Annotated in this window: 1 protein-coding gene; it reads right to left on the reverse strand. The window is 41.9% G+C overall.

Annotated elements, in window-relative coordinates:
• Positions 1–5: 5 nt before the first annotated feature.
• On the reverse strand, positions 6–227 hold a 222-nt coding region (locus IX315_RS09700; RefSeq protein WP_211832446.1), incomplete at its 5' end, for a transposase.

A 227-nucleotide genomic window follows, 5' to 3' on the forward strand; every position in this document is an offset into this window, starting at 1 on the left:
AAGAGTTACTGTGTACTACAAATTTTGATTTTTCTAAATGGGTGGGTTTTATAGTTTAGGGCTTGGTAGATTTTTCTGGCGTTTGGTGGTGGGTCGCTACAAATTCGGAGTACCACCTTTTCCCCTAGCATGTTGGTGGCTTCCGTCGTAACTGCTTTTTGGGTGGACATTATTCGGACGATCTCTTTCCAATAATGTCTGATTCCTTTTCCTTTCAGTTGTACACG

It is taken from the genome of Porphyromonas levii (genome assembly GCF_018206105.1).
GTDB lineage: Bacteria > Bacteroidota > Bacteroidia > Bacteroidales > Porphyromonadaceae > Porphyromonas_A > Porphyromonas_A levii.